Origin of the sequence: Shewanella sp. 10N.286.45.A1 (genome assembly GCF_041470405.1) — a bacterium.
Classification (GTDB): domain Bacteria; phylum Pseudomonadota; class Gammaproteobacteria; order Enterobacterales; family Shewanellaceae; genus Shewanella.
Window position 1 is genome coordinate 1 of the sequence record NZ_JBFRMK010000455.1, and the last position, 228, is coordinate 228.

Consider the following 228-nt stretch of genomic DNA (forward strand, 5'->3'; position numbering starts at 1 on the left):
GAGTCCATATGTCCTTAATTAAAGCAATTGGCATCGATTTAGCCAAATTAGTTTTTAGTATTCATGGTGTTGACGAATACGGTAAAACTAAACTAAAGCAAACAGTTAAAAGAAACAAGCTGTTAGAGAAAATCGCTAACATTCCACCCTGTATTATCGGGATGGAAGCTTGTTCTGGCGCTCACTACTGGGCAAGAGAATTTACCGAGAAACATCGAGACAGCCATG

Annotated in this window: 1 pseudogene; it reads left to right on the plus strand. The window is 39.0% G+C overall.

Annotation, left to right across the window (positions count from 1 at the left end):
* Positions 1 to 8 precede the first annotated feature (8 nt).
* Positions 9 to 228 (plus strand): annotated as a pseudogene (locus AB4238_RS22380) (IS110 family transposase); the annotation flags it as partial.